Genomic DNA, 23,401 nt, shown 5'->3' with positions numbered 1-23,401 from the left:
CCTCTAAAAAACTAGCAAAAAATGCGTTTTAACGATGTTTTTTGCTTTTAAAGGGTTATTTAGGGTTAAAAACAATAAAAGGAATTATCATTTCTTCTAAAGAAACACCTCCATGTTGGTAAGTGTTTCTAAAATAACTCACATAATGGTTGAAGTTATTTGGATACGCAAAGAACAAATCGTTTTTTGCAAATATATATGAACTATTCATTGAAAGAGATGGTAAATGGATGTCTTTTGGACTTTTTGAAGCTAAAACATCTTTTTTGTCATAAGTTAAGCTTTTACCGGTTTTGTATCTTAAATTCAAACTAGTATCTCTGTCTCCAATAACTTTAGAAGGATTTTTAACGTTAATAGTTCCGTGATCTGTAGTTAATATGAGTTTAAACCCTAATTGTTGAGCTTGTTGTATCATTTCTAATAAAGGAGAGTTTTTAAACCAGCTATGTGTTAACGATCTGTATGCTTTATCGTTAGATGCTAATTCTTTAATAACTTCCATTTCTGTTTTAGCGTGTGATAGCATATCAACAAAGTTATACACAACAACAGTTAAGTCATTGTTTTTTAAAGAATTAAAATTGTAAGCTAATTTTTTTCCAGCTTTTAAATTTGTAATCTTATGATATTCACAAGTTAAGTTTGTTAAGCTCAAACGTTTCATTTGTGATTCTAAAAATTCAGCTTCAAAAAGATTTTTACCTCCTTCATCTGTATCATTTTTCCAATATTCAGGAAATAGTTTTTCCATATCACTAGGCATTAAACCAGAGAAAATGGCATTCCTTGCATATTGAGTGGCAGTAGGTAAAATGCTAAAAAACGCTTCTTCTTTTTCTTTTTTATAAAAATTATTAATAACAGGTTCAAAAACTTTCCATTGGTCATATCTTAAATTATCAATAACCACCAATAAAGTAGGTTGCTCTTTATTTAATTCTGGAGCTATTTTTTCTTTAAAAAGGGTATGAGACATTACAGGAGATTCTGTATGTGGTTTAAACCAATCTTCATATTCTTTTTCTATAAATTTCCCGAATTGCGTATTTGCTTCATTTTTTTGGGATTCTAAAATCTCAAACATACCAATGTCTTCAATATCTTCAAGTTGTAATTCCCAATAAATAAGCTTTTGGTATAAAGCTACCCATTCTTCATAAGAATTTACCATAGATAAATCCATTGAGATTTTTCTAAACTCTTGTTGGTAGTTTGATGTTGTTTTTTCAGAAACTAATCTAGAATGATCTAAATTCTTTTTTAAACTTAATAGTATTTGATTGGGGTTTACAGGCTTTATTAAGTAGTCTGCTATTTTATTACCAATAGCTTCTTCCATAATATATTCTTCTTCACTCTTAGTTATCATAACAACAGGAAGATTACTTTGTTTTTCTTTTATTTCATTCAACGTCTCTAAACCAGTAAGTCCTGGCATATTTTCATCTAAAAAAACAATATCAAAATTTTCTTCATCTATTATATCAATAGCTTCAGAACCACTCTTACATGTAGTTACCTTATAATTTTTCTTTTCAAGAAACAAAATATGAGGTTTCAATAAATCAATTTCATCATCTACCCAAAGTATTTTTATTGTATTCATTTAAATGCAATTTAGATTTTTATAGTGTTTGAATTAATTTTAAGTCTTTTTTTAGACTTCATATAATTATATTTGTGTCTATTAAACTATAACTTTTAAAGTTTGAACAAACTTAAAATATTAAACGACCCAATTTACGGATTTATTACCATTCCAAATTCTCTTATTTTTGATTTAATACAACATAAGTATTTCCAAAGGTTAAGAAGAATTACACAAATGGGTATGTCGTATATGGTGTATCCAGGAGCACATCATACACGTTTTCATCATGCTATTGGTTGTGTGCATTTAATGCAACAATCTGTCAATGTGCTTCGTTTTAAAGGTGTTGCAATTTCTAAAGATGAAGAAGATGCATTGTATGCAGCTATTTTATTGCACGATATTGGTCATGGTCCTTTCTCTCATGCTATGGAACATAGTATAGTTAATAATGTGTCTCACGAGCAAATTTCATTGCTTTTTATGGAGCAATTAAATGAAGAATTTAACGGAAGTTTAACGCTTGCCATTCAAATCTTCAAAGGAGAATACCATAGAAACTTTATGTGTCAGCTTATTTCAGGTCAATTTGATATGGATAGGGCCGATTATTTAAAACGTGATAGTTTCTATACAGGAGTTGCTGAAGGTAATATAAATAGCGAACGATTAATTACGATGCTTAATGTAGTTAATGATGAATTAGTCGTAGAAGAAAAAGGTATATATAGTGTTGAAAAATTTATAATAGCACGCCGTTTAATGTATTGGCAAGTGTATTTGCATAAAACAGGATTGGTAGCAGAACAATTGTTAATCAGGGTTTTGAAGCGGGCTAAAGAATTAACTATAAAAGGGGAGGTGCTTAACGGAAGTAAGGCGCTTCAGTTTTTTTTACAAAATGAAATTTCAATAGAAGATTTTAATAAAAAAACACTTCATGTGTTTTCTCAATTAGATGATTATGATATTATTTCAGCAATGAAAGAGTGGCAGCATCATGATGATTTTGTGCTTAGTCATTTATGCGAAATGATTATTAATAGAGTTTTATTAAAAATTAAGCTTAAAAACAAACCAATTAAAAAGGAAAGCTTAGAAAAGCATATAGAAGCATTAGTTTTAGAACACAAAATAACCAAGTCTGAAGCAGAATATTTTGTGTTTACAGGTAGTATTTCAAATCAAGCTTATCAACTAAAACATCAGAGTATAAATATATTGCATAAGTCTGGTAAGATACAAGATATAGTAAAGGCTTCAGACCAGTTAAATTTAAAAGCGCTATCAAAACCAGTAACTAAATATTATATATGTTACCCCAAAGTTAAACTTTAGTACATTTTTCCTATTTTTGCGGGAATCAAACAAAAAACAATTAAAAATTTAGTGTGAAGTTTACAGCACAACAAATAGCAGGTATTTTAGAAGGAGATGTAGTAGGAAACCCTGAAGCAGAAGTATCGAAGCTTTCTAAAATTGAGGAAGGTTTTGAAGGTTCATTAACTTTTTTAGCCAATCCTAAATACAAACCTTATATATATACCACAGAGGCATCAATAACTATTGTAAATAAAACTTTTGAAGCTGAAAATGATATAAAAACTACGCTTATTAAGGTAGACGATGCGTATTTAGCCTTTTCAAAAATATTAGAATATTATAATTCAGTTAAGCTTAATAAAGTAGGTATAGAGCAACCATCATTTATTTCAGAATCATCTAAATATGGTAAAGATTTTTATGCTGGCGCATTTTCATATATTGGAGAGAATGTAGCTATTGGAGATAACGTAAAAATATTTTCAAATGCATATATAGGTGATAATACAGAAATAGGAGATAATTCAATTATTTTTTCTGGAGCTAAAATTTATTCAGAAACCATTATTGGAAAAAATTGTGTTATTAATTCTGGAGCGGTAATAGGTGCCGACGGATTTGGTTTTGCTCCTAATGAAGAAGGTGGGTATAATAAAATACCACAAACAGGAAATGTAATTATTGAAGATTTTGTTGATATTGGTGCCGTTACTACAATAGATAGAGCTACATTGGGCTCAACTATAATACGATCAGGCGCCAAGTTAGATAATCAAATTCAAATAGGACATAATGTTGAAATTGGTAAAAATACAGTAATAGCAGCTCAAACAGGTGTTGCAGGATCTACAAAAGTTGGAGAACACTGTCAAATAGGTGGTCAAGTTGGAATTGCAGGACATATTACTATTGGTAATAATGTTAGAATTCAAGCCCAATCTGGTATTGCTAGAAATATAAAAGACAACGAAATGATTCAAGGTTCTCCTGCTATTACATTAAGTGACTATAATAAGTCGTATGTACATTTTAAAAATTTGCCTAAAATTGTGAAAAATATTAATGATTTAGAAAAAAAAGTGAATGGGAATAGTTAATACAGAAAACAAGCAAAAAACCATCCAAAAAGAAATATCCTTAACAGGAGTTGGTTTACATACTGGTAAAAACGTAACCTTAACATTTAAACCTGCAATTGCAAATTCAGGTTTTACTTTTCAACGTGTAGATTTAGAAGGAACACCTACAATAAAAGCTGATGCTAATTATGTAACTAATACACAAAGAGGAACGTGTTTAGAAAAAAATGGGGTAACCATTCAAACATCAGAGCATGTACTTGCTGCTTTGGTAGGTTTAGATATAGATAATGCTATAATTCAATTAGATGCTTCTGAACCTCCAATTATGGATGGGTCTTCAAAGTTTTTTGTTGAAGCTATAGAAAAGGCTGGTATTACAGAACTTGATGCTTTTAGAGAAGAATATGTTGTTACAGATATTGTTTCCTATACAGATGAAGAAACAGGTAGCGAAATTTTATTGATGCCTTCTAAGGAATACCAAATCACCACTATGGTAGATTTTGGCACCAAGGTTTTAGGAACACAAAATGCTACTTTAAATCAGATTTCAGATTTTAAAAAGGATATTTCAGATTCACGTACATTTAGTTTTTTACATGAAATTGAAATGCTTCTAGAGCATGGTCTTATAAAAGGTGGCGATTTAAATAATGCTATTGTTTATGTTGATAAAGCATTATCGCCTGAAACTATGGAGAAGTTAAGAATTGCCTTTAAAAAAGATAGCATCGCTGTTAAACCAAATGGTATTTTAGATAACTTAACATTGCATCATCCTAATGAAGCTGCAAGACATAAATTGTTAGATGTATTAGGAGACCTTGCTTTAATTGGCACAAGAATAAGAGGTAAAGTTATAGCAAATAAACCAGGACATTTTGTAAACACACAGTTTGCTAAAAAAATGTCTAAGCTTATAAAAAACGAAAGACGCAATAATGTGCCTTCAATTGATTTGAATCAAACACCTTTAATGGATGTTACTCAAATTATGGCAATGTTACCGCATAGACAGCCGTTTTTGTTAATAGATAAAGTATTTGAACTTTCTGATAGTCATGTAATTGCTCAGAAAAATGTAACCATGAACGAAGAGTTTTTTAAAGGTCATTTTCCTGGAGCACCAGTAATGCCAGGGGTTTTAATAGTAGAAGCTATGGCACAAACTGGAGGTGTTTTGGTTTTAAATACGGTTCCTGATCCTGAAAATTATTTAACGTTCTTTATGAAAATGGATAATGTTAAGTTTAAACAAAAAGTCGTTCCAGGAGATACGTTAATATTTAAATGTTCGTTAATTACACCAATACGTCGAGGTATTTGCCACATGCAAGGTTATGCTTATGCGAACGGTAAGCTTTGTGCAGAAGCAGAATTAATGGCGCAAATTTCAAAAGTAAAATAATATATATGAATCAACCATTAGCATATGTGCATCCAGGTGCAAAAATCGCAAAAAATGTGGTTATTGAGCCTTTTACAACTATTCATAACAATGTAATAATTGGAGAAGGTACATGGATAGGAAGTAATGTCACTATTATGGAAGGTGCACGTATTGGTAAAAATTGTAATATTTTCCCAGGATCAGTTATTTCAGCTGTACCTCAAGATTTGAAATACAATGATGAAGATACTACAGTAGAAATAGGTGATAACGTTACTATAAGAGAATGTGTTACAATTAATAGAGGTACCGCCGATAGAATGAAAACAGTTATTGGTGATAATTGTTTAATTATGGCATATTGCCATGTTGCTCATGACTGTATTGTAGGTAGGAATTGTATTTTTTCAAATAACAGTACACTTGCAGGACATATAACCATTGGAGACTATGTTGTTTTAGCGGGTATGGCAGCTGTTCATCAATTTGTTTCCGTAGGAAGTCATGCGTTTGTTACAGGTGGATCTTTAGTTAGAAAAGATGTACCGCCTTATGTAAAAGCAGCAAGAGAACCATTGTCTTATGTGGGAATAAATTCCGTAGGATTAAGAAGACGCGGTTATTCAACAGAAAAAATTAGAGAAATTCAAAATATTTACAGAATTCTCTATCAAAAAAATTATAATAATACACAAGCTTCAGAAATTATTGAGGCAGAAATGGAAGCAACTCCAGAACGCGATGAAGTGCTTCAATTTATTAAGAATTCGCATCGTGGTATTATGAAAGGATATTTTAAATCAAACTAAATTTATGGCAACTACAAGTGATATTAGAAATGGATTATGCATTAAGTATAACAACGATATTTATAAAATTATAGAATTCTTACATGTAAAACCTGGAAAAGGACCTGCGTTTGTAAGAACAAAAATGAAAAGTGTTACTAGCGGAAAAGTATTAGATAATACATTTTCAGCAGGACATAAATTAGAAGATGTACGTGTAGAAACACATAAGTTTCAATTTTTATATAATGATGGTGAATATTATCATTTTATGAATACAGAAGATTATTCTCAAATTCAATTAATGGAATCTGCTTTAGATAATCCAGGATTAATGAAAGAAGGAGAGGTAGTTACTGTTTTAATTAATACTGAAGATAGTATGCCATTATCTGTAGATTTACCAGCTAGTGTTATTTTAGAAGTTACTGCTACAGAACCTGGAGTTAAAGGAAATACAGCTACAAATGCTACAAAACCTGCTACTGTGGAAACAGGAGCAACAGTAAATGTACCTTTGTTTATTAATGAAGGTGATAAAATTAAAGTTGAAACAGATAAGGGAACGTATAAAGAACGTGTTAAAGAATAGTTTTTTTTGAAATTTCCAAACCCACATACTTTAAAACAAATTGCTCAATTAATTGATTGTGATTTTGTTGGAGAAGAAGCATTTCAAGTATTAGGAATCAATGAAATTCATGTTGTTGAATCAGGTGACATTGTATTTGTAGATCATCCTAAATACTATGATAAAGCTTTAAATTCTGCTGCTACCATTATTTTAATTAATAAAGAAGTTGAATGTCCTGCAGGTAAAGCATTATTAATTAGCGACGACCCTTTTAGAGATTTCAATAAACTTACAAATTATTTTAAGCCTTTTAAATCTTCTTCTAAGCAAATATCAAGTTCTGCTATTGTAGGAAAAGGTACAATAATTCAACCAAATTGTTTTATTGGAAATAATGTTATTATTGGTGATAATTGTTTAATTCATTCAAATGTTAGCATTTATGATGATACAATTATTGGTAACAATGTAACCATTCATGCAGGTACTGTTTTAGGAGCAAATGCTTTTTATTATAAAAAAAGACCAGAAGGCTATGATAGGTTAAAATCTGGAGGACGTGTAGTAATACAAGATCATGTTGATATTGGTGCAGCCTGTACTATTGATAGAGGTGTTACTGCTGATACCTTAATTGGTGAAGGCTCAAAGCTAGATAATCAAATACAAATAGGGCATGATACTATTATTGGTAAAAAATGTCTTATTGCTTCTCAAACAGGAATAGCTGGTTGTGTTGTTGTTGAAGATAATGTTACTATTTGGGGGCAAGTAGGTGTTAAAAGTGGCATTACAATAGCTAAAGGCACTGAGCTTTATGCGCAATCTGGTTTAGGGCATTCAACAATAGAAAATAAAGCTTATTTTGGTTCGCCTGCTTCTGAAGCTAGAGAAAAATTTAAAGAAATGGCTTATGTTAGAAAAATTCCTGAAATATTAGAGAAATTAAATAATCAAGATAATAAAGAGTAAAAAAATAAATGTTGGTTTTTGCTTTAAAATTTTAATTCAAAAAATTACATTTGCTTCTATAAAAAATTAATAAAGAAAAATAATCTCCTATGAGTGTTTTAGTAAATAAAGATTCAAAAATAATAGTTCAAGGTTTTACAGGTAGTGAAGGAACATTTCACGCCAGCCAAATGATAGAATACGGTACAAATGTCGTTGGTGGTGTAACACCTGGTAAAGGAGGTCAAACACATTTAGAAAGACCTGTTTTTAATACTGTTGCAGATGCTGTAAAAGAAGTTGGAGCAGATACTACTATCATTTTTGTACCGCCAGCTTTTGCTGCTGATGCTATTATGGAAGCTGCTGATGCTGGTATTAAAGTTATTATTACTATTACAGAAGGTATTCCAGTTGCAGATATGATTACTGCTTCTAGTTATATAAAAAATAAAGATTGTCGTTTAATCGGTCCTAACTGTCCAGGTGTTATTACGCCAGGAGAAGCTAAAGTTGGTATTATGCCAGGTTTTGTTTTCAAAAAAGGAAAAGTTGGTATTGTTTCTAAATCAGGAACATTAACTTATGAAGCTGCAGATCAAGTTGTAAAACAAGGTTTAGGAATTACTACAGCAATTGGTATTGGAGGTGATCCAATTATTGGAACTACTACAAAAGAAGCAGTTGAGTTATTAATAAACGATCCAGAAACTGAAGCTGTTGTTATGATTGGTGAAATTGGAGGTCAATTAGAAGCTGATGCTGCAAACTGGTATAAATCTAGTGGAAGTACAAAACCAGTTGTTGGTTTTATTGCTGGAGAAACTGCTCCTGCAGGACGTACAATGGGCCACGCAGGTGCAATTGTTGGAGGAAGCGATGATACAGCACAAGCTAAAAAAGCAATTATGAGAGCATGTGGAATACACGTTGTAGATTCTCCTGCTGAAATTGGTAAGAAAATAGCAGAAGTATTAGGGTAAACTTAATAATTCTTTAAAATATAAATCCGTTAACTTTTTAGTTAACGGATTTTTTTTGCTTAAAATAGAAGTATATATAAATAAAATTAAAAACAAGGGTAACAAAAATGAGTATGAGTTGATATATAGATATAAAACAAAAAACTAGAAATCATGAATACTCAAAAAATTATATTCAAATTAATAATTACACTATTAACTTTTAGTAGCTGCTCTAAAGATGATAATGAAGAAATAGATGATGTATTTATGCCACAATACCCAATGAAGGCACTAATAGAAAGCGGATATATGCAGGTAACATATGAAAAAGTAAATGAACCTGACACTTTTGAATTTGGATATAAATTCAAATCTTTTAAAAATGGAAAAATAACAGCTTTAGGAATTCGTGTTCCTAATAATGGTATATACAGAGTAACTTTGTGGAATGTAGATACAGAAGAAATACTAATAACAAAACACATTACTTCAAGTTCTGGCTTGCTGTCTTTTGAAGATATAGATGATGTAAATGTAGATTCTGGAACTAATTATTATGTTTCTATAAATACTAATGATTATTATCAATTTTCTAGTCCAGAAGAAGGGTTGTTTCCTGTTGAGTCCGGAGATATATTAATTACTGGGGCGTCATCTAATTTGGGAACAGAACAGGTTCTACCTTTTGCTTTTTCTGAACAATTTTATATTGGTATTGTTGATGTGAAATTTGTTCCTAATAACTAATATTATATTTTAATGAGAATTTTTTAAATATTGTTCAAAAAAAAGAATAATAAAATTACACGCAACCTTTAAAGAAAATTCGCATCTTTAATAAAAAAGCAAAATGACATTTAAATATTATGTATTGCCTATTTTATTGATTCTTATCGCTTGTGATAACACAGATGAACCAATCTCTGTTGATAAATATTTAATTGCAGGAAAATGGAAAAAAACTAACGCATATATTAGTGCAGGTGGACCTCAATATTGGATAGATGTTGAAAACGGGGAAGAAATCGAGTTTTTTGAAAATGGAACCTTTTCTTCAAATAGATATAATGAATGTAGCATTGGGGCTTTTTCAATAGAAGAAAATAAATTACTTTTAAAATATAACTGTGTTGAGTTTAGCACAGGAAATGAAAACAAAGAAGGCTTTATAACATATAAGTTAGATTTTTTCTCTAATTACTTTATTCTAACACCAACTAGTGGTCCAATATGTACAGAGGGTTGCAGTTCAAAATATCAAAAAAAAGAATAACGATTAATTATCGTTATATAAAATAACCTTAAATCAAAAGGGTAATGCCTATTGGTTGCTTTAATTTTTTATTTGTAAAATCTTCAAATGCAAAACCTTGCTATTCTTAGTATGTAATTAATGTTATTAAAGAAGAAAGCTTTAGTAATAAGTATTTTTTAATTATCATTTTTTATATGATATTCCTATATTTGAATTTCTAACTATTAACCAACTTAAAGCAAAATACAATTATATAATAAGTGTATTTTTGCTTAAATTAAAATTATAATAAATGAAATTATTAGAAGGAAAAACGGCAATTGTTACAGGAGCTAGTAGAGGTATAGGAAAAGGAATTGCTCAAGTATTTGCTAAACAAGGAGCTAATGTAGCTTTTACCTATAGTTCATCTGTTGATGCAGCTAATGAATTAGAAAAAGAATTAAATGCTTTAGGTGTTAAAGCAAAAGGATATAAAAGTAATGCGGCTAGTTTTTCTGAAGCTCAAGCATTAGCAGATGAAGTTGTTAAAGAGTTTGGAAGCATTGATATTTTAGTAAACAATGCAGGTATTACAAAAGATAACTTATTAATGCGTATTAGCGAAGAAGATTTTGATACTGTTATTGAGGTAAATTTAAAGTCTGTTTTTAACATGACGAAGGCTGTACAACGTACGATGCTTAAACAGCGTAAAGGTTCTATTATTAATATGAGCTCTGTAGTTGGTGTTAAAGGAAATGCAGGACAAACTAATTATGCTGCATCAAAGGCTGGAATTATTGGGTTTTCTAAATCTGTAGCATTAGAGTTAGGATCTCGTAATATTAGAAGCAACGTAGTTGCTCCAGGTTTTATTGAAACAGAGATGACAGCTAAACTTGATGAAGAGGTAGTTAAAGGGTGGCGCGCAGGAATTCCTTTAAAAAGAGGAGGGACTCCAGATGATATTGCTAATGTGTGTGTGTTTTTAGCAAGCGATATGTCTGCTTACATTACAGGGCAAACATTAAATGTTGATGGTGGAATGTTAACATAGACCATGTCTTCAGAAACTATAATTTATATCATACTTGCTGGAATTGTTGCGTTATTATTAGCGCTTTTTCAGTATTATAAAAAAGAAAAAAGCATGTCTAAATTGAACATGCTTTTTTCTTTTTTAAGGTTTCTTACTATTTTTTCAGTTTTGTTATTACTAATTAATCCTAAGTTTAATCAAATTAAACTTTCGATTGAAAAGCCTAATTTGGTTGTAGCTATTGATAATTCAAATTCAACATCTTTTCTAAAACAAGATGAAAAAGTAAAGTCTTTAATAGAAACTGTATCAAAAAATAAAGAAATAAATAATAAATTTAATGTGAACTTCTATACGTTTGGAGAGTCGCTTCAAAGTCTAGATTCGTTAACGTTTATAGAAAAACAAACTAATATTGATGAAGCGTTTAATAAACTTTCAGAAATATACAAGCAAACAGTAGCTCCAACAATATTAATTACTGATGGAAATCAAACTTATGGAAATGATTATGAATTTTCGTACTTAGACTACAAACAACCTATTTATCCTATTATTCTGGGAGATACAGTTGTTCACACCGATTTAAAAATTAAACAACTTAACGTTAATAAGTATGCTTATCTAAAAAATAAATTCCCTGTGGAATCTATTGTAGTTTACAACGGTAATGCTCAAGTAGAATCAAATTTTATAGTTAAACGAGTCAATACCACTGTGTATTCTGAAGTGGTAAGTTTCTCTAAAAACAATAATTCAAAGTTAGTTAGTTTTACTTTGCCTGCATCAACTGTTGGAGTTAATAGTTATAAAGCAACACTTATTCCAATTAAAAACGAAAAAAATACAGTAAATAATTCTAAGAATTTTGCAGTTGAAGTCATCGACCAAAAGACTAAAATAGCTATTGTTCATGATTTTTTACATCCAGATTTAGGTGTATTAAAAAAGAGTATTGAAAGTAATGAACAGCGGTCTGTAACTTTTTTAAGTCCAAATCAAATTGAAACTCAAATAAATGATTTTCAGTTAATTATGCTATATCAGCCAAACAGAAAATTTAAGAGTTTGTTTGATGCTTTAAATAAAGAAAATAAAAATTTGTTTGTTATTGAAGGCTCTAAAACAGATCTTAATTTTTTAAATAGCATAAATAAAAATTACCAACACGAAGTTACTCAGCAAACCGAAGTGTATCAAGCAGAGTTAAATAGTAATTATACGCCATTTATAATTGATGATATTAATTTTGAATCATTTCCGCCACTTACATCAAATTATGGTTATGTAAATTTTTCAATACCGTTTGAATCTATATTAAATAAAAGTATACGAGGAGTAACGACAAACGAACCTTTATTAGTGACTTTTGAAACAAATGGTAGGCGAGAAGCTGTATTGTTTGGAGAAAACATTTGGCAATGGCGAGCTCAAAGTTTCATAAATTCAAAGTCATTTAATCAATTTGATGATTTTTTAGGAAAACTGATTCAATATTTAGCTTCAAACAAAAGAAGGCATCGATTAAATTTAGAATATGATTCTTTTTATAACGGAAGTACAAATATTGTTATAAAAGCACAATACTTCGATAAAAATTATGAGATTGATACTAGAGAATCTCTATCAATTATTATTGTCGATGAATTATTGAAAACTACAAAAACACTTCCATTAATTTTAAATAATAACAATTATCAGGTAGATTTAAGTAGTTTGCCACCTTCTAAATATAGTTTCACAGTCCGTGCAGCTAATCAAAATATTTCTAAATCTGGTCAGTTTGAAATTTTAGAATATAATGTAGAACAACAATTTTTAAATGCTAATGTAACAAAGTTGGAGCAATTAGCTACTAACAGTAAAGGAAGTGCTTATTTTATTGATAAAGCAGATGGTTTAATTAACGATTTATTAGCCGATAATAGGTATGTTTCCATTCAGAAAAGCAATAAAAATAGTCTACCTTTGATAGATTGGAAATATCTACTCGCTATTATAGCAGTAAGCTTAGCAGTAGAGTGGTTTTTAAGAAAATATAACGGATTAATTTAAACTAAAATAAGTAATGGAAAAATTACCAAAAATTGCATTTCCTATAATTATAGCAGTAGTTATTTTTATAGTATTATTATCAAAATCAGCAGTAACCATAGATTCAGGTGAAGCAGGAGTACTGTTTAAAACCTTTGGAGATGGAGTTGTTACCGATGAACCACCAATGGGAGAAGGGTTTCATATTGTTGCACCTTGGAATAAGGTATATGTTTATGAAGTAAGACAACAAGAGCTTTTTGAAAAAATGAAAGTATTGTCGTCTAACGGATTAGAGATTCAAATAGATGCTTCGGCGTGGTACGAGCCTGTATATAAAGATTTAGGTAATTTACATCAATCTCTTGGTCAAGGTTATTTACAACGTGTTATTCAGCCAGCTATTCGTAGTGCAGCAAGAAGTGTTATTGGACGTTATACTCCAGACGATTTGTATTCGACTAAACGTGACGCTATTCAAGTTGAAATTTTTGAAGAAACTAAGAAGATACTTGACAAGCAATATGTTCAATTGAATGAAGTATTAGTAAGAGATGTAACTTTACCTCCAACAATTAAAGATGCAATTGAGCGTAAATTAAAACAAGAACAAGAATCTTTAGAATATGAGTTTAGATTAGTAACAGCTGAAAAAGAAGCTGAAAAAGTAATTATAGAAGCTAAAGGTAAAGCTGAATCAAATAGAATTTTAAGTGCTTCTTTAACAGATAAAATTCTTCAGGATAAAGGAATTGAAGCTACTGTTAAATTATCAGAATCACCAAATAGTAAAGTTATTGTTATTGGTTCTGGTGATAGTGGAATGCCTATTATTTTAGGAAATCAATAAAAGCATATTTAATATACTTTTTTAAATAGTTGAAAAACAAAAAAGAGGCTGTCTTTAATAAGGACAGCCTCTTTTGTTTTTATTAGTTATTACTAAAAAATAGTACTATTTTTCAATCCATGTATTGTTACTTCTATCAATATCAGGAAGCTGTCTATTAGCATCTAGTGTTATTCTAGTAACTGTTTCAGTAGTAGGTATGAAGAATTTAAACGATTTATTACGCATCCAAACATCTACACCTTGATTGTGCTCTATTTTCTTTCCATTAGTCGTTTCAGCAGTTATAAATATAGGTAAAGCAAATGAACCTAAATTTTCCACTGTTACATTGTAACCACCTTTAGTTTTTTCTACATTAGAAATTGCTTGGTCTAGGCTATAGTTGTTAATAAACCAACCGCGCCAGAACCAAGATAAATCTTCACCAGCTGCATTTTCTATACTGCGATAAAAATCGTCTGGAGTAGGATGTTTAAAAGCCCAATGTTTTACGTATTCTTTAAAAGCATAATCAAAACGATCTTTTCCAATAACTACGTTTCGTAGTATTTTAAGACCAGCTGCAGGTTTATAATATACTTGCAAACCAATATTTTTTTCTTTTAAACCATCAGGAGGAAGCATGATGTATTCCTTAGATGCGTCAGCAAAAACATTTCCTAATTTTGCAATAGGTAATCTAGTAGCCTTGTTGTATTCTCCGTTATTAAAGTGCTTAATTGATAGATCGTTAATATAGGTATTAAAACCTTCATCCATCCAGCCAAAGTTTCGTTCGTTAGAGCCAACTAACATTGGGAACCAATTGTGTCCAAATTCATGATCTATAACACCCCAAGCCGATACGTTTTTAGCTTTCCAACCACAAAAAACGATACCTGGATATTCCATACCGCCTACATTAGCTGCAACATTAATAGCCATTGGATAAGGGTATTCATATAATAAGTTTGAGTAGTATTCTATACTTGTTTTAGTGTATTCGCAGCCACGTCCATAACTATCTTGTCCATTACTCTCTACAGGTTGAGCAGAAATAGCAAAGCTTTTCTTTCCGCTAGGTAAATTAATTTTAGAACCATCTATAACAAAGGCTTTAGATGCTGCCCAAGCTACATCGCGAGTAGTATCCATGTGGTAATTCCAAGTCTTTGTGCTTTTAGAATTTGAATTTGCTATTTCAGCAACTTCACTTTCTTTTATAATTTCAGTTATAGCATCTGATTTTTTAGCTGCTTCCCAACGGGTGTAAACCTTTTTTGAAAGCACTTTTTTGGCGTTTTTTAATTCGCCAGAAGCCAATACAAATTGATTTTCAGGAGCTGTTATTGTTAAATCTACATCTCCATATTCGCAATAAAATTCACCAGCACCTAAATACGGTTTGGTGTTCCATCCTAAAACATCATCATAAACTGCCATTCTAGGGTACCATTGTGCTATGGTATATATTTCGCCATTTTCCGTTTTTAAATGTCCCATTCTATCAGAACCATTTACAGGGATTTTAAATTCGAAATTCATGCTAATCTCTGTTTTACCGCCATTTTTAGAAACTGGTTTTTTAAGACGTATTTGCATACGTGTATCTTCAATAATATAAGTGAATTCAGAGTTAGAAACAGCAATATTTGTTAGGTTATAACCACCGCTAATTTTTTCGCCACGGTTTCCATATCTGCTATCACCAGAAATCATGACTTGTCCACGGGAATCAGACTTAAATAAGTTCTGATCTAATTGTAGCCATAAGTAATTTAAATTATCTGGGCTATTATTAGTGTATTTTATAGTAACACTACCTTTTATGGTGTTACTTTCAGGGAATAACTCTGCTTTTAAATTATAGTCAGCTCTATTTTGCCAGTATTTTGGTCCTGGAGATCCATTTGCTGATCGAAATTGGTTGCCATTATGACTATAAAATAGTGGGCTAAATAAAGCGTGAGGATCGTAAGAGGATTTTTTTGATTCTTGTGCTTGTGTCCCAAATCCAAAGACAAGGATCAAACAGGTAATTAACATTTTTTTCATGTAGAAATAATATACTTAAGGTTAAAAATTATAGAAAACAAAAATATATATTATATATAAAAGGTTATCGTCTATTTTTTTATTGTGATGGATTTAACAGTTTTTTGAAATATTGAGCTATTATAGTATTGGCAATTGATAGTATTCATATTTTTATATCAACTACACGAATGAGATATGAAACATATTAAAAGAATTTTATTAAAAAAACATTGTTAAAACATATAAGAAGTTTAGAAATAAATAAAGCAATTTTTAAATTTCATAATTTACAGTTAATGTTTTATTTTATTGATTAGATACAAATCTAAACTAGGTATTATTAGAAATATGTTAAATCAATTAAAATTTATTGATTTATATGTAGAATTATAAATAAATATTTTGATATTTGTAGAAACAAAAAAAGAACATGACTTTTATTCAAATACATCATCATTTTCATATTTGCTCTCAAGCGAAGTGAAAATGTATTGAATAAAATCAACATATTTTAAACCCGTTTGAGACAATCAAGCGGGTTTTTTAATTTTAAGTCCAACTAGATTGTTTCAAACTCATAAAAACAAGATAATGAGTAAATTAAGAATTGCAGTACAGAAATCAGGTCGTTTAAATGATGACTCAATGAGAATCTTAAAAGATATCGGAATTTCTATCGATAACGGAAAAGACCAATTAAAAGCTTCAGCTAGAAATTTTCCTGTAGAAGTTTTTTATTTAAGAAATGGTGATATTCCACAATACCTTAAAGATGGCGTTGTAGATGCAGCTATTATTGGTGAGAATGTTTTAATTGAAAAAGGAGAAGGTATTAACGTTATAGAAAAATTAGGTTTTTCAACCTGTAGAGTTTGTATTGCGGTACCAAAATCTGCCGAGTATTCTAGTATTCAAGATTTAGAAGGGAAGCGTATTGCAACCTCGTATCCAAATACTGTACAAAGTTTTCTAGATAAAAATGAAGTAAAAGCGAACCTTCATATTATTAATGGATCGGTTGAAATTGCTCCAAATATTGGGTTGGCAGATGCTATTGTAGATATTGTTTCTAGTGGAAGTACTTTGTTTAAGAATAACTTAAAAGAAGTTGATACCATTTTAAAATCGGAAGCTGTTTTAGCAGTATCTCCTGTTTTAAGTGATGAAAAACAAGCTATTTTAGATAAAATTCAATTTAGAATTCAATCGGTTTTAAAAGGCAGACAATCAAAATATATTTTATTAAATGCGCCTAATGATAAAATAGACGACATTATAAATGTGCTTCCAGGAATGAAAAGCCCAACGGTTTTACCATTAGCACAAGAAGGATGGAGTTCGGTACACTCTGTAATTAGTAAAAACGAATTTTGGGATGTTATTGATGCGTTGAAAGATAATGGCGCTCAAGGTATTTTAGTGTGTCCTATTGAAAAAATGGTGCTATAATTTTGTCATTCTCGCGTAGGCGGGAATCTCATGATTTTATTTGTAAAATATTATGAAAATAATAAACAATCCAGAAAGAAGTGAGTGGCTATCTATTTTAGAACGCCCAACACAAACTGTGAATGATATTGAAGCTATTGTAACCGAGGTTTTTAATGATGTTAAAACCAATGGAGACGAGGCTATAAAAAAATACACAACAAAATTTGATGGTGTTGCATTAGAATCTAATGTAGTGACTCAAGAGGAGTTGGCTAATTCAAAAAAAATAGTATCACCAGAGCTTCAAAATGCTATAAAAGCAGCAAAAGATAATATTGAAGCCTTTCATGCCGTACAAAAAACAGCACGAGTTGAAATAGAAACGACTCAAGGTGTGAAATGTTGGCAAGAAAAGCGTCCTATTCAAAAAGTAGGATTATATATTCCAGGAGGCACAGCGCCTTTGTTTTCTACCGTGTTAATGTTAGCAATTCCAGCTAATATAGCCGGTTGTAAAGATATTGTATTATGTACGCCTCCAAATGAAAAAGGAGACATAGCTCCAGAAATCATGTATGCTGCCAATTTATGCGGTGTTACAAAAATTATAAAAGTTGGAGGTATTCAAGCGATTGCTGGTTTAACGTTTGGAACAGAAACAATTCCGCAAGTTTATAAAATTTTCGGCCCGGGAAATCAGTTTGTAACCGTAGCTAAGCAACTATCAACAAAACACGGTGTTGCTATTGATATGCCAGCAGGACCAAGTGAATTGTTGGTGGTTGCAGATGAAACAGCGAATGCTAGTTTTATAGCATCAGATTTATTAAGTCAAGCAGAACATGGTACTGATAGTCAAGTGATTTTGGTGTCTACATCAAAAGAGATATTGAATTCTGTTTCTAATGAAATTGAATCACAATTGGCAGTACTTCCGCGTAAAGCTATTGCAGAACAAGCTATTGCTAATTCTAAATTAATTTACGTAGAAAACGATGCTTTAGCTTTAGAAATGATTAATGAATACGGTCCAGAGCATTTTATAATTTGCACGAAAAATGAAGATTTTTATGTAGTTGGTATTCTTAATGCAGGTTCCGTGTTTATAGGTGATTACACGCCAGAAAGTGCAGGCGATTATGCATCAGGTACCAATCATACTTTACCAACAAATGGCTTTACAAAAGCATATTCAGGAGTGAATTTAGATAGCTTTTTAAAGAATATGACGTTTCAAAAAATATCTAAAGAAGGCCTTTTAAATATTGGAGAAACCATTGAGTTAATGGCAGAGGCTGAAGGTTTACAAGCGCATAAAAACGCTGTTTCTATCCGATTAAAAGCATTGAAATCATGAATATCCAAGATTTAATACGACCGACTATAAAAGCCTTAAAGCCGTATTCGTCTGCAAGAGATGAATTTCAGGGAGTTACAGACGATATGGTGTTTTTAGATGCGAATGAAAATCCGTTTGAAAATGGCGTGAATCGTTATCCAGACCCTCAACAGGGAAAATTGAAAGCGGTTTTATCAGAAATAAAAGGCGTATCAACAAAAAACATCCTTTTAGGAAATGGAAGCGATGAAGTTTTAGATTTAGTGTTTAGAGCATTTTGCGAACCTAATGTTGATAATATCATCACCTTGCCGCCAACATACGGTATGTATAGTGTTTTAGCTAATATCAACGCTATTGGGATACAAGAAGTGTTGCTGTCTGAAGATTTTCAGCCACAAGTTGATAAAATTCTAAATGCAGCAAATGCAAAAAGTAAAATTTTGTTTTTATGTTCGCCAAACAATCCAACAGGAAATAGTTTTAACACTTCTGAAATGGAGGCGTTATTAAATAAATTTCAAGGCATTGTTGTTATTGATGAAGCATATATCGATTTTTCAAAAGAAGAAAGTTGGATTCATAGACTGGAAGAGTTTCCTAATTTAATTGTCACGCAAACGCTATCAAAAGCGTATGGAATGGCAGGAATTCGTTTAGGTATTTGTTACGCTTCCGCGGAAATTATAGCTGTTTTAAACACGATTAAACCGCCGTATAATGTTAATGAATTAACTCAAGTAAAAGCGATTGAACAATTAAATATCAAAGATTTAGCAAAAAATCAAATTAAAACTATTTTAAAAGAACGAGACGTGTTGATTTCAGAATTGAATACTGTTGATTTTGTTTCAAAAATATATCCATCGGATGCCAATTTTGTACTTGCTAAAGTTGATGACGCTACAAAACGCTACAATCAATTAATTAAAAAAGGGATTGTAATAAGAAATAGAACCACGCAACCTGGGTGTGAAAACACTTTAAGGTTTACGGTTGGAACTCAAGATGAGAATAAGAAATTAATTGAGACCCTTCAATTAATTTCGAAATCCTGAACTTGTTTCAGGAACTTATGAAACAATGACTAATTTTTATTGTTACATATTATCAAATAAGAATAGAACAGTATTATATATTGGATATACTGATAATTTGAAAAGAAGGTTATTAGAACATAAAAAAGGAAACGGAGCATTATTTACTAAAAAATATAATGTAACAGATTTAGTATATTTTGAAACTTTCAATGAAATAAAAAAAGCCAAATCTCGTGAAAGACAATTAAAGAATTGGCGTAAAGAATGGAAATGGAATCTGTTAAAAGAAGCCAATCCAAAACTAGAAACATTAGATATTAATAAGACCCTGAAATGAATTCAGGGTTGCTTAATAAATTAAGCATGAAAAAAGTATTATTCATAGACAGAGATGGCACATTAGTATTAGAACCACCAGTAGATTACCAACTAGATAGTTTAGAAAAACTAGAATTCTATCCAAAAGTATTTCAATACATGGCAAAAATTGCTAGTGAGTTGGATTACGAATTGGTTATGGTAACAAATCAAGATGGATTAGGAACAGATTCTTTTCCTGAAGACACCTTTTGGCCAGCTCAAAATAAAGTCATTGATGCGTTTGCAAAAGAAGGTGTTGTGTTTTCAGAAGTGTGTATTGATAAAACCTTTCCTCATGAAAATGCAGAAACACGCAAACCAAGAACAGGTTTATTGACTAAATATTTTTCTGAAGACTACGATTTAGCAAACTCTTTCGTATTAGGTGATAGAATTACCGATATGGAATTAGCTAAAAACTTAGGAGCCAAAGGTATTTATTTATCTGAAGATCCAGAGTTAGGAGCCGATGAAATAGAAACATCTAAACAAAGTATTTTAGATTGTATTGCTTTAACAAGTACAGATTGGTCTGAAATATATGAGTTTTTAAAACTTGAAGATCGTGTAGAAGAAATTACGCGAAACACCAATGAAACTAAGATTTATATAAAACTAAACTTAGATGGATCTGGTAAAAATGATATAGATACCGGTTTGTCTTTCTTCGATCATATGTTAGATCAAATTGGGCGTCATGGCGCTATGGATTTAACGGTTAAAGTTGATGGAGATTTAAATGTTGATGAACACCACACCATTGAAGATACCATGATTGCTTTGGGCGAATTATTCAATAAGGCACTCGGTAATAAATTAGGCATAGAGCGTTACGGATTCTGTTTACCAATGGATGATTGCTTAGCGCAAGTAGCTGTCGATTTTGGAGGCAGAAACTGGTTAGAATGGGATGCAGAGTTTAAGCGTGAAAAAATTGGTGATATGCCAACAGAAATGTTTTTTCACTTATTTAAATCGTTTACAGATGGCGCCAAATGTAATTTAAATGTTAAAGCAGAAGGCGTAAACGAACATCACAAAATAGAAGGCATTTTTAAAGCCTTCGCAAAAGCTATGAAAATGGCAGTGAAAAGAGACTCAAACAAAATGTTTTTACCAAGTACTAAAGGAATGCTATAAAAGCCCATCCCAACCTTCCCAAAGGGAAGGAGTTAAAGATTACTAAAAATATGAGTGAATTTATAGAAAAGAATGAGAGTTCTTCCCCTTCGGGGAAGCTAGATGGGGCAACTGTAGTTATAATAAATTACGGAGCAGGAAATATAAAAAGCATACAATTTGCTTTTAAACGTTTAGGTGTTAATGCTATTTTGTCAAATGATCCTGATGAAATTATGGCTGCCGACAAAATTATTTTCCCAGGCGTAGGAGAAGCGAGTAGTGCTATGAAAATGTTGCGAGAAAGTGGGTTAGATAAATTGATTCCAACTTTAAAACAACCCGTTTTAGGAATTTGTTTAGGGATGCAATTACTTTGTAAATCGACAGAGGAAGGAAACACCAAAGGGTTAGGCATTTTTCAAACAGATGTTAAACGTTTTGCTGACAATGTGAAAGTACCGCAAATGGGCTGGAATGTTATAAAAGATCTAAAATCAGATTTATTTAAAGGCATAAAAGAAAATGAATATATGTACTTAATTCATAGTTATTACGCCGAACATTGTAAAGAAACCATAGCTGCAACAGATTACGATATTAATTACGCATCTGCTTTACAGCATAATAATTTTTATGGTGTTCAATTTCACCCAGAAAAGAGTAGTTTAGCAGGAGAACAAATTTTGAAGAATTTTTTAGATTTATAAAAATGAGAATAATACCAGCCATAGATATTATAGACGGAAAATGTGTTCGTTTAACCAAAGGAGATTACGAAACAAAAAAAGTTTATAACGAAAACCCACTTGAAGTTGCAAAAATGTTTGAAGATTCAGGTATTGAATATTTGCATTTAGTCGATTTAGATGGTGCCAAAGCGCAGCATATTGTAAATTATAAAGTGTTGGAACAAATCACATCTAAAACGAATCTTAAAATAGATTTTGGTGGTGGTTTAAAAACAAATGAAGATTTACATATCGCCTTTAATTCTGGAGCAAAACAAATAACTGGTGGCAGTATTGCTGTTAAAGACCCAGAAACTTTTGAAGGTTGGTTGTCTAAATATGGTGCTGAAAAAATCATTTTGGGTGCCGATAGTGACAATGGAAAAATATCGATTGGTGGCTGGATGGAGCAGAGTAAAGAAGATGTTATTCCGTTTATAAAGGCATATCAGAAAAAGAGAATTAAATATGTTATTTGTACTGATATTTCTAAAGATGGTATGTTACAAGGGCCGTCGGTAGAATTATATAAACAAATTATATCAGAATGTTCTAATAGTAGCAATGCGCAATCTGTAAGCTTAATAGCTTCAGGAGGTATTTCACATATTGATGAATTACCAATTTTAAAAGAAATAGGCTGTGAAGGTGTTATTATTGGGAAAGCTATTTATGAAAACAGAATAAGTTTAAAACAATTAGAGAAATTTGTATAAATGTTAACAAAACGAATTATTCCTTGTTTAGATATTAAAAACGGACGTACTGTAAAAGGCGTTAATTTTGTCGATTTACGTGATGCAGGAGATCCGGTAGAATTAGCAAAGCAATATGCTGATTTTGGAGCAGACGAATTAGTTTTTCTAGATATTTCTGCCACATTAGAAGGCAGAGGAACTACTTTAGAAATGGTTTTACATGTTGCTGAACAAGTCAATATTCCATTTACAGTAGGAGGTGGTATTTCTTCAGTAGAACACGTAGATACATTGCTTCAATGTGGTGCAGATAAGGTTTCTATTAATTCTTCTGCAGTAAAAAGACCTGAATTGGTTAACGAATTATCTAATAAATTCGGGAGTCAATGTGTCGTAGTGGCTATTGACGCAAAACAAGTTGATGGTGCTTGGAAAGTGCATTTAGCAGGCGGCAGTATTCCAACAGATATTGATTTATTTGAATGGGCTAAGGAAGTTGAAGAACGTGGCGCAGGAGAAATTTTATTTACTTCTATGAATCATGATGGTACTAAAAACGGATTCGCTAATGAAGCTTTAGCTAAATTATCAGAGGAATTAAATATTCCAATAATAGCATCTGGAGGTGCAGGAAATGTTCAACATTTTATAGATACTTTTAAAGAAGGAAAAGCAGACGCCGCATTAGCAGCAAGTGTATTTCACTTTGGAGAAATCCCTATTCCAGATTTGAAAAAAGAATTAAAAGAAAACAATATAGAAGTACGATTATAGCTTCTGTTACACTAATAATGTCACACTGAGCGCAGTCGAAGTGTCATTTTAGTACCGATTATA

22 protein-coding genes are annotated in these 23,401 nt (G+C 31.1%); 20 read left to right on the top strand and 2 right to left on the bottom strand.

The window, feature by feature from the left end; all coding sequences use genetic code 11:
- Positions 1-55 precede the first annotated feature (55 nt).
- The gene (gene porX / locus ACH5TX_RS18970; RefSeq protein WP_439341066.1) at positions 56-1,609 is read right to left on the bottom strand and encodes a T9SS response regulator signal transducer PorX; all 1,554 of its coding nucleotides are present in this window, start codon (positions 1,607-1,609) and stop codon (positions 56-58) included.
- 102 nt (positions 1,610-1,711) lie between these two features.
- On the opposite strand from porX, the gene ACH5TX_RS18965 reads away from it, so the two are divergent.
- From ACH5TX_RS18965 to ACH5TX_RS18910, 12 genes are all read left to right on the top strand, one after another.
- Positions 1,712-2,932: an HD domain-containing protein gene (locus ACH5TX_RS18965; RefSeq protein ID WP_439341065.1), complete on the top strand. Its 1,221-nt coding sequence runs from the start codon at positions 1,712-1,714 to the stop codon at positions 2,930-2,932.
- A gap of 53 nt (positions 2,933-2,985) precedes the next feature.
- Positions 2,986-4,014, top strand: coding sequence for a UDP-3-O-(3-hydroxymyristoyl)glucosamine N-acyltransferase (lpxD, locus tag ACH5TX_RS18960; RefSeq protein ID WP_439341064.1), 1,029 nt, complete (start codon positions 2,986-2,988; stop codon positions 4,012-4,014).
- Positions 4,001-5,407 (top strand): bifunctional UDP-3-O-[3-hydroxymyristoyl] N-acetylglucosamine deacetylase/3-hydroxyacyl-ACP dehydratase, encoded by a 1,407-nt coding sequence (locus ACH5TX_RS18955; RefSeq protein ID WP_439341063.1) that lies wholly within the window; start codon positions 4,001-4,003, stop codon positions 5,405-5,407. Before lpxD ends, ACH5TX_RS18955 begins: the two co-directional genes overlap by 14 nt.
- A gap of 5 nt (positions 5,408-5,412) precedes the next feature.
- Positions 5,413-6,198: an acyl-ACP--UDP-N-acetylglucosamine O-acyltransferase gene (gene lpxA, locus ACH5TX_RS18950; RefSeq protein ID WP_439341062.1), complete on the top strand. Its 786-nt coding sequence runs from the start codon at positions 5,413-5,415 to the stop codon at positions 6,196-6,198.
- Between the two features lie 4 nt (positions 6,199-6,202).
- Positions 6,203-6,769: an elongation factor P gene (efp, locus tag ACH5TX_RS18945; protein ID WP_439335551.1), complete on the top strand. Its 567-nt coding sequence runs from the start codon at positions 6,203-6,205 to the stop codon at positions 6,767-6,769.
- Between the two features lie 6 nt (positions 6,770-6,775).
- Positions 6,776-7,723, top strand: coding sequence for a UDP-3-O-(3-hydroxymyristoyl)glucosamine N-acyltransferase (locus ACH5TX_RS18940; RefSeq protein WP_439341061.1), 948 nt, complete (start codon positions 6,776-6,778; stop codon positions 7,721-7,723).
- 89 nt (positions 7,724-7,812) lie between these two features.
- Entirely contained in the window at positions 7,813-8,685 is an 873-nt protein-coding gene (gene sucD, locus ACH5TX_RS18935; RefSeq protein ID WP_439341060.1) for a succinate--CoA ligase subunit alpha, read from the top strand.
- 153 nt (positions 8,686-8,838) lie between these two features.
- The gene (locus ACH5TX_RS18930; RefSeq protein WP_439341059.1) at positions 8,839-9,414 is read left to right on the top strand and encodes a hypothetical protein; all 576 of its coding nucleotides are present in this window, start codon (positions 8,839-8,841) and stop codon (positions 9,412-9,414) included.
- Between the two features lie 103 nt (positions 9,415-9,517).
- Positions 9,518-9,940, top strand: a complete 423-nt coding sequence (locus tag ACH5TX_RS18925) for a hypothetical protein (RefSeq protein WP_439341058.1) — start codon at positions 9,518-9,520, stop codon at positions 9,938-9,940.
- A gap of 274 nt (positions 9,941-10,214) precedes the next feature.
- Positions 10,215-10,961: a 3-oxoacyl-[acyl-carrier-protein] reductase gene (gene fabG, locus ACH5TX_RS18920; RefSeq protein ID WP_439341057.1), complete on the top strand. Its 747-nt coding sequence runs from the start codon at positions 10,215-10,217 to the stop codon at positions 10,959-10,961.
- Positions 10,962-10,964: 3 nt separating this feature from the next.
- Positions 10,965-12,998 carry a vWA domain-containing protein gene (locus tag ACH5TX_RS18915; protein ID WP_439341056.1) on the top strand — a complete coding sequence of 678 codons (2,034 nt, stop codon included), beginning with the start codon at positions 10,965-10,967 and terminating at the stop codon, positions 12,996-12,998.
- Between the two features lie 13 nt (positions 12,999-13,011).
- A complete protein-coding gene (locus ACH5TX_RS18910; protein ID WP_439341055.1) occupies positions 13,012-13,827 on the top strand; it encodes a prohibitin family protein in 816 nt (271 codons plus the stop codon).
- Positions 13,828-13,932: 105 nt separating this feature from the next.
- Here the strand turns inward: ACH5TX_RS18910 and ACH5TX_RS18905 are convergent, their stop codons facing one another.
- Positions 13,933-15,864 carry a M1 family metallopeptidase gene (locus tag ACH5TX_RS18905; protein WP_439341054.1) on the bottom strand — a complete coding sequence of 644 codons (1,932 nt, stop codon included), beginning with the start codon at positions 15,862-15,864 and terminating at the stop codon, positions 13,933-13,935.
- Between the two features lie 573 nt (positions 15,865-16,437).
- Here ACH5TX_RS18905 and hisG point away from each other — a divergent pair.
- The 8 genes from hisG to hisF are packed head-to-tail and all read left to right on the top strand — an operon-like array spanning position 16,438 to position 23,338.
- Positions 16,438-17,295, top strand: a complete 858-nt coding sequence (hisG, locus tag ACH5TX_RS18900; RefSeq protein ID WP_439341053.1) for an ATP phosphoribosyltransferase — start codon at positions 16,438-16,440, stop codon at positions 17,293-17,295.
- Positions 17,296-17,347: 52 nt separating this feature from the next.
- A complete protein-coding gene (gene hisD / locus ACH5TX_RS18895) occupies positions 17,348-18,634 on the top strand; it encodes a histidinol dehydrogenase (protein ID WP_439341052.1) in 1,287 nt (428 codons plus the stop codon).
- Positions 18,631-19,674, top strand: a complete 1,044-nt coding sequence (hisC, locus tag ACH5TX_RS18890; protein WP_439341051.1) for a histidinol-phosphate transaminase — start codon at positions 18,631-18,633, stop codon at positions 19,672-19,674. Before hisD ends, hisC begins: the two co-directional genes overlap by 4 nt.
- Positions 19,675-19,699: 25 nt before the next feature.
- Entirely contained in the window at positions 19,700-19,993 is a 294-nt protein-coding gene (locus tag ACH5TX_RS18885; RefSeq protein ID WP_439341050.1) for a GIY-YIG nuclease family protein, read from the top strand.
- A gap of 26 nt (positions 19,994-20,019) precedes the next feature.
- Entirely contained in the window at positions 20,020-21,156 is a 1,137-nt protein-coding gene (hisB, locus tag ACH5TX_RS18880) for a bifunctional histidinol-phosphatase/imidazoleglycerol-phosphate dehydratase HisB (protein ID WP_439341049.1), read from the top strand.
- 50 nt (positions 21,157-21,206) lie between these two features.
- Positions 21,207-21,845, top strand: a complete 639-nt coding sequence (gene hisH, locus ACH5TX_RS18875; RefSeq protein ID WP_439341048.1) for an imidazole glycerol phosphate synthase subunit HisH — start codon at positions 21,207-21,209, stop codon at positions 21,843-21,845.
- A 2-nt stretch (positions 21,846-21,847) separates the two neighbouring features.
- Positions 21,848-22,582: a 1-(5-phosphoribosyl)-5-[(5-phosphoribosylamino)methylideneamino]imidazole-4-carboxamide isomerase gene (hisA, locus tag ACH5TX_RS18870; protein ID WP_439341047.1), complete on the top strand. Its 735-nt coding sequence runs from the start codon at positions 21,848-21,850 to the stop codon at positions 22,580-22,582.
- Positions 22,583-23,338: an imidazole glycerol phosphate synthase subunit HisF gene (gene hisF / locus ACH5TX_RS18865; RefSeq protein WP_439341046.1), complete on the top strand. Its 756-nt coding sequence runs from the start codon at positions 22,583-22,585 to the stop codon at positions 23,336-23,338.
- The last annotated feature ends 63 nt before the right edge of the window (positions 23,339-23,401 follow it).

It is taken from the genome of Thalassobellus citreus (assembly GCF_044385915.1).
Lineage (GTDB): Bacteria > Bacteroidota > Bacteroidia > Flavobacteriales > Flavobacteriaceae > Thalassobellus > Thalassobellus citreus.
The sequence above is the reverse complement of the archived record's forward strand: the minus strand, read 5'-3'. Positions and strand labels throughout refer to the sequence as shown.